Raw genomic sequence first — 5,847 nt, 5'->3', positions numbered from 1 at the left:
TCTGAGGAAATAAGGCATCCATACTTTCTTCTACAGCACTTTTCGACCCTGGGAAGGTAAGTGCCAATGTTTCTCCGATAAAACCCGCTACACCACGCGAAAGCATGGCATAAGGCATGCGTTCCTGTCCGTAACGTCTCGCAGTTTCCATAATCCCATCGATATTGCGGTCAATTAAAGGCGCAATGGCCTCTGGAGTTACATCGCGGGGTGAAAGGCCAGTTCCCCCGGTAAAAATGATTAAATGGTAGCCGCCTTTGCTTAACTCGCTGGCTTTATCCCGAATGATATTGATCTCGTCGGGTACGATTTCATATTTCTCAGCATTGATGTCCCATTGGGCTAATCTCGAAATAATCGCTTTGCCAGAGTTATCCTGTGCTTTGTTTTCGAAAACAGAGTCTGAACAAACTACAACTGCAGCTTTTAGTTCAGGGAATTTGGCATTTTTAAGATCAGATTTTCCTCCCGATTTTTTTAATAACCTGATGTTTTCTATTTCAACACCTTTATCAATCGGTTTTAACATATCGTACATGGTTAAAGCTGTAACCGAAGCACCATGCATGGCTTCAACTTCTACACCTGTTTTGTAAATGGTATGTACTTCAACTGTAATCATGATGGTTAAACCTACAATTTCGTAGGTAATGGCCGTGTATTCAATTGGAAGCGGGTGACAATCGGGAATTACATCACTGGTTTTTTTTACGCCGAATAAACCCGCTGCACGGGCAAATTCAAATACATCGCCTTTGGGAATTTTACGCTGTTCAACAGCATCAATGGTTTCTTGCTTCGATACCTTTACAGTAGCGGTTGCAATGGCAATCCTTAAGGTGTTGGATTTTTTTGTGATGTTTACCATATTAAATATTTTCTTTCCACTGGTGGGTTTCGTCTTCGAATATTTCTTTTCCCCAGATCGGTAATTCTGCTTTTAACCGATCTACAACTTCAGTACAGGCCGCCATTGCCGGTTTACGGTGTGCCGACGAAGTGAAAACAAAAAGGCAGATTTCGCCTGTTTTAACTGTGCCCAAACTATGATAAATATGCATGCAATTGAGTGGATATTTTTCGAAGATTTCTTCCCTGATCTGATGCATTTTTTCGAGGGCAAGGTCTTCGTATGCGGTATATGTTATCGCTGCAACAAATTTGCCTTCAATTTCATCTTTTCTCACCTGGCCCATAAAAATACTATGGCCTCCAATAGCTGTTTTGTTGTTGTGTTTGGCAATACTGTCGGCTATAAAAGCAGGTTCGATTGGGCCATTTACAAATATGTTCTTTATCTTTTTTTCGCTCATGTTAGGGTTTGAGAAAATGATCTCTCCATTTTACGATACCACCTTTTAAACTGTATATTTTTTTTGCATCGCCATATTTTTCCTGCATAGCCTCTGCTGCGGCTACACTTCTGATGCCATGCTGGCAAATCAGCACCACATGTTTTTGATAAAATTCTTTACTCATAAAGGCGCCAAACTCCGACATTGGTACCTGCGTAAAGATCTGTTTATCCAGTATGGGTACTTCGTGCCTTTCGCGTACGTCGATTAAAATTGTAGATTCTAACTGCTGAAGTTTAACCAGTTCGCTGGCATCAATTTCTTTATATCCCTGCGGTCCTTCGCTCGTATCCTGATAATCCATATTTAAAAATTCATCAACAGTTTTGGGCAGGGAATAACCGCCTCCATGACTGATATTGATGGTATATTGTTCTTGTGTAAGTAGGTTGTAACTTAAAATTTTATTGGTGAGTGGTTGCCCGATTTTGGCAATCAGTTTAATGGTTTCTGCGGCTGCCATGGTACCCAATATTCCTGGCAATACGCCTAAAATGCCATTTTCTGCACAATTGGCTACTTCTCCTTTATCGGGTGGAATGGGGAAAAGATCGCGGTAATTGGTGCTGGGCGTTAAATGATCGGGCGTGTTAAATATGGCCAACTGACCCTCAAAACCCGAAACTGCAGCAAATATTAGCGGTTTGTTCAATAGGGCACTGGCATCGTTAATGAGGTATCTGGATTCGAAATTGTCTGTACCATCCAATATGTAATCGTATCTGGATAGAATATCGAGGATATTATTTTTCTGCAAACGGATGGGGTGGCGGATAATCCCGATCTGCGTATTCATCTCCTGCAAGCGCTTTGCTGCAATCTCTACTTTCAGTTTCCCGATATCAGCCGTTGTAAAAAGAATCTGTCTATGTAAATTGGACAATGAAATGGTATCGTCATCAACAATACCAATATGGCCAATGCCGGCAGCAGCAAGGTATTGCAACGCTGGACAACCCAAGCCACCAGCACCAATTACAAGCACTTTTGCCCTTAAAAGCTGCTGTTGTGCCTCCTCTCCAAATCCTTTAAGGATAATCTGCCTGTTGTATCGTTCTGCACTCATATCGTTTATCCGCCAGAAAAAGGTGGCATTATGGCTATTGTAGCGTTGTTGGTAATTTCAGTATTTTCCTGAACGATATTTTTGTTCAAGGCAAGTTTATATTTCATGCTTTTTAAAGCAGGAAACTGATTTTCTAAATACTGTTTAAAAGCATCGGTATCAGCAATGCCATCAACCTCAATATTTTGATTGTTGATAAACTCGGAAATCTTGCCAAAACTGATCAATTCGATTTTCATCTGTATATTTTTGTTTTTATCGGTGATGAAGCTATCATGAGCATGTTTTTCACAAGTTTCTATTTGATTTTTGTGTTCAAGCGCTCACAGGCTCGGTTTATTACCATTTGTGAGTGTTTGCTCATGATGGTTTCATGCTGCTAATTTACCTGTAAGATGCTGATTTTACTCAATCCTTTTACAAATCTTCTTCCTGTTGCGAAATCGCTTGGTGTAATAATGGTGATATTTCCCTTTTCAGCCTTTGCAGGATTGGTATCATAACCGGTTAAAACCAGCACTTGATTTCCGGTTGGCGAATTAAAAATTTCGTTCCACGAGTACACCACTTTATAATTATCGGTTGCCGTAAAAACCAGATAATATTCACTTAATGTTTTTGGTGAGGCAGCATCTATTTCTACCTTGGCCAAAATATCTTTCAAAAGCACACCTTTAATGTTTTTAATGCTGCTTTTACGCTGCATCAAGTGGTTAAAAATTGTCATACTATCCAAACTAACGGATTTATAAGCACTTAAATTGTCTAAAGTAACTGTTAGCGGAGCTTTAACCTTTCCTTCGATTACAAATTGCTTGCTCTCCTGTGCATTTACAGCAAAACTTAAAAATAATAAGCCGATGATAAGGTATTTAATATTATGCATGTGTAAATAGTAATTTATAAGCGGCCAGCGCCAATACACAGGCCAGCACATTTTTTAAAACGGTTTGCGGGAATTTTAAAGCGCCAAAATAAGCGCCACAAATGCCACCCACGAAAGCTACGCCAACATAAGCGAGCATATGGCTGTTAAATTCGAAGCCTTTAATCAGTTGGCCGCCTAAACCAGCAACCGAATTAACAAAGATGAATGCTGCACTGATTGCCGCAGTCTGTTTTTGATCTGTCCACTTTAAAAGCAATAGGATAGGAGAAAGGATAATGCCTCCACCGATACCGATCATGCCCGAAAGTAAGCCGATAATACCGCCAATGGCAAGCGATAGCGGAATGTTCGATGGTTTGAAATCTTTTGGATCGGTATTTTTAAAGAAGAAAAAACGGATTACGGGAATGAGTAACAGCACACCCAAAATCTTTTTATAAATGGAACTTTCGATGGCCATCATGCCGCCAACAAAAGAGAGTGGGATAGAGGCAAGCGCAAAAGGCCAAAAGGTTTTCCATTTAAAATGACCACCACGGTAAAATTGGATAAATGAAGTAGAAGAAACAAACAAATTGAGCAATAGTGCTGTAGGTTTCATAATGGCCGGTGAAATGGCGAAAATGGCCATTAATGCGAGGTAACCGCTTGCGCCACCATGCCCAACAGAGGCGTATAAAAAGGCTACAATAAAAAGCAAACAGTAAAATAGGATAAAACTTTCTTGCATGGTTTAGTTTGGTAAAATCATTACGGTTAGGATGTCGCCTTTTTTTAATTGTTCTTGTGTTTCATCAAGACAGATCAGGCAATTGGCCTGCGCAAATGAGCTTAATCGATAAGATTCCTGCGCACTGAGCGGGGTAACCAGCCCATTTTCAAATTTGCCCTTTAGGAAATGTGTAAGCCCTGCAGCTTTGGAATAGGAATGGGTAAGTTTTGCCTGAACCTCAAGTACACTATTGCTTTTATGCGATAAGGATTTGATGGATGGCAATACGTAATTATAGTAGCAGCTGAGTACAGATGATGGGTTACCCGGAAGTCCAAATATTAATTTTTGATCTTTTGTGCCAAAAAACAAAGGTTTGCCAGGTTTCTGCTTTACCTTATGAAAAATCTGTTTGATGCCACAATGTGCAGCGGCTTCGATTACAAAATCATAATCGCCTAGGACTGAGCAGGCTCTCTTTTTCCATTGCCAATGCTCCGGCCATAATTTCTGAACCTTTATCCCGTACGTTTAAGCCAAGCTTTAAATTAGAATCCTGCAAGGTGATTTTCCCATCTGTGCGTGTGATTTTTTCTTGCATCACCACAGTATCGGCACCTTCTGGCAAAGGGGCACCTGTAAATATCCTGCTGGTTTCGCCGTTTTGGATGGTTATGGTGGTTGCCGTTCCTGCGGCCATTTCGCCAATTAAGGAGAGTTCTTGTTCGTGATCTTCGAACTTGATGGCATAACCATCCATGGATGATTGGCTAAATGCAGGAATATCGTATTTAGCATAAACATCAGCTGCAAGAATGTGTCCTGATGCCTTTGCCAAATCGATTGAAATGGGATTTAATGCTGTTATGTATTGAGAAATGAGGTCTTTTGCTTCTTTAACGCTAATCATGAAAATTTTATCCTCCAATGGTAATCATACTTCTGTTTTGAATGGTAGTCGCATCAATTTTTTCGAAATCGCTTACCAACTGTCCGCCTAATGCTTTCTTTTTGCTCCAAATAGCTGATTGAATTAGTGGAAGCACATCTTCATTTTCTCGCAATGCCGTAAGCAGATCGGTTTCACTATCCGAAAAAAGGCAGTTCTTTAATTTGCCATCTGCAGTTAAGCGCATGCGGTTACAGGTATCGCAAAAAGGATTGGTCATGGTGCTAATTATGGCAAACGAGCCTTCGTGACCAGGAATCATGAAACTTTTAGCCGTATCATGTGGTTCTCCTTTAACAGGTAATACGGTGAAATCTTTTTCAACTACAGATAGGATTTCATCTAACGAAAACATCTTATTGCTTGTCCATTTGTTACCGCTAAAGGGCATAAACTCAATAAACCTGATCTGGATTGGATTGTGTTTGGTCCAATTGATGAAATCGCAGATCTCGTTATCATTAAGCCCTTTCATCACCACCATATTTACCTTTACCTTGATTTTGTGCTGCAAAAGCAATTCGATATTACTGCGTACCTGATGGAAAACATCCCTTCGGGTAATCATAAAGAACTTCTCAGGTTGTAATGTATCCAGACTAATATTAATGGTTTTAATACCTGCTTCTTTTAATACAGGTAACATTTCGGCAATGCGGGTTCCGTTTGTGGTAATGACGAGCTCGACCGGAAGTTTACCCAATGCTGCAATAATTTGAGCTGCATCTTTTCTTACCAATGGTTCACCACCTGTAAGCCTGATTTTTTTTACGCCATTGGCCACAAAAACTTCTGCCAGCTTAATAATTTCGTCGGTTTGCATTAGCCGGGAGGCAGGGGTGAAGTCGTATTCTTCTTCGGGCATGCAATAAAAGC

The 5,847-nt window shown here is 40.4% G+C and carries 9 protein-coding genes; all 9 read right to left on the bottom strand.

The features are described from left to right. Nucleotides 1-868: bifunctional molybdenum cofactor biosynthesis protein MoaC/MoaB (gene moaCB, locus AC1DND_RS19875; RefSeq protein ID WP_477584263.1), on the bottom strand; the 868-nt coding region annotated here is incomplete at its 3' end. Nucleotide 869: 1 nt separating this feature from the next. Continuing rightward, a complete protein-coding gene (locus AC1DND_RS19870; RefSeq protein WP_477584261.1) occupies nt 870-1,313 on the bottom strand; it encodes a molybdenum cofactor biosynthesis protein MoaE in 444 nt (147 codons plus the stop codon). A 1-nt stretch (nt 1,314) separates the two neighbouring features. Continuing rightward, a complete protein-coding gene (locus AC1DND_RS19865; RefSeq protein ID WP_477584260.1) occupies nt 1,315-2,421 on the bottom strand; it encodes a ThiF family adenylyltransferase in 1,107 nt (368 codons plus the stop codon). 5 nt (nt 2,422-2,426) lie between these two features. Further along, a complete protein-coding gene (locus AC1DND_RS19860; protein ID WP_029277560.1) occupies nt 2,427-2,660 on the bottom strand; it encodes a MoaD/ThiS family protein in 234 nt (77 codons plus the stop codon). A gap of 140 nt (nt 2,661-2,800) precedes the next feature. Continuing rightward, nucleotides 2,801-3,307 (bottom strand): molybdopterin-binding protein, encoded by a 507-nt coding sequence (locus tag AC1DND_RS19855; protein ID WP_477584259.1) that lies wholly within the window; start codon nt 3,305-3,307, stop codon nt 2,801-2,803. Further along, a complete protein-coding gene (locus AC1DND_RS19850; RefSeq protein ID WP_477584258.1) occupies nt 3,300-4,040 on the bottom strand; it encodes a sulfite exporter TauE/SafE family protein in 741 nt (246 codons plus the stop codon). The genes AC1DND_RS19855 and AC1DND_RS19850 overlap by 8 nt, the downstream gene beginning before the upstream one ends. 3 nt (nt 4,041-4,043) lie before the next feature. Continuing rightward, on the bottom strand, nt 4,044-4,430 hold the full coding sequence (locus AC1DND_RS19845) for a molybdopterin-binding protein (protein WP_477584265.1): 387 nt from the start codon (nt 4,428-4,430) through the stop codon (nt 4,044-4,046). Between the two features lie 40 nt (nt 4,431-4,470). Next, nucleotides 4,471-4,932, bottom strand: coding sequence for a MoeA family protein (locus tag AC1DND_RS19840; RefSeq protein WP_477584256.1), 462 nt, complete (start codon nt 4,930-4,932; stop codon nt 4,471-4,473). A 7-nt stretch (nt 4,933-4,939) separates the two neighbouring features. Then, a partial coding sequence (gene moaA / locus AC1DND_RS19835) for a GTP 3',8-cyclase MoaA (protein WP_477584254.1) occupies nt 4,940-5,847 on the bottom strand: 908 nt, incomplete at its 5' end.

The organism is Pedobacter sp. 01N416, assembly GCF_056399685.1.
This window is presented reverse-complemented; position numbering and strand designations above follow the sequence as displayed.

Excerpts from the sequence above, each read along its gene's own strand:
- AC1DND_RS19840 (WP_477584256.1), bottom strand. The coding sequence starts at position 4,932 with ATGATTAGCGTTAAAGAAGCAAAAGACCTCATTTCTCAATACATAACA.
- AC1DND_RS19855 (WP_477584259.1), bottom strand. The coding sequence starts at position 3,307 with ATGCATAATATTAAATACCTTATCATCGGCTTATTATTTTTAAGTTTT.
- AC1DND_RS19860 (WP_029277560.1), bottom strand. The coding sequence starts at position 2,660 with ATGAAAATCGAATTGATCAGTTTTGGCAAGATTTCCGAGTTTATCAAC.
- AC1DND_RS19870 (WP_477584261.1), bottom strand. The coding sequence starts at position 1,313 with ATGAGCGAAAAAAAGATAAAGAACATATTTGTAAATGGCCCAATCGAA.
- AC1DND_RS19850 (WP_477584258.1), bottom strand. The coding sequence starts at position 4,040 with ATGCAAGAAAGTTTTATCCTATTTTACTGTTTGCTTTTTATTGTAGCC.
- AC1DND_RS19865 (WP_477584260.1), bottom strand. The coding sequence starts at position 2,421 with ATGAGTGCAGAACGATACAACAGGCAGATTATCCTTAAAGGATTTGGA.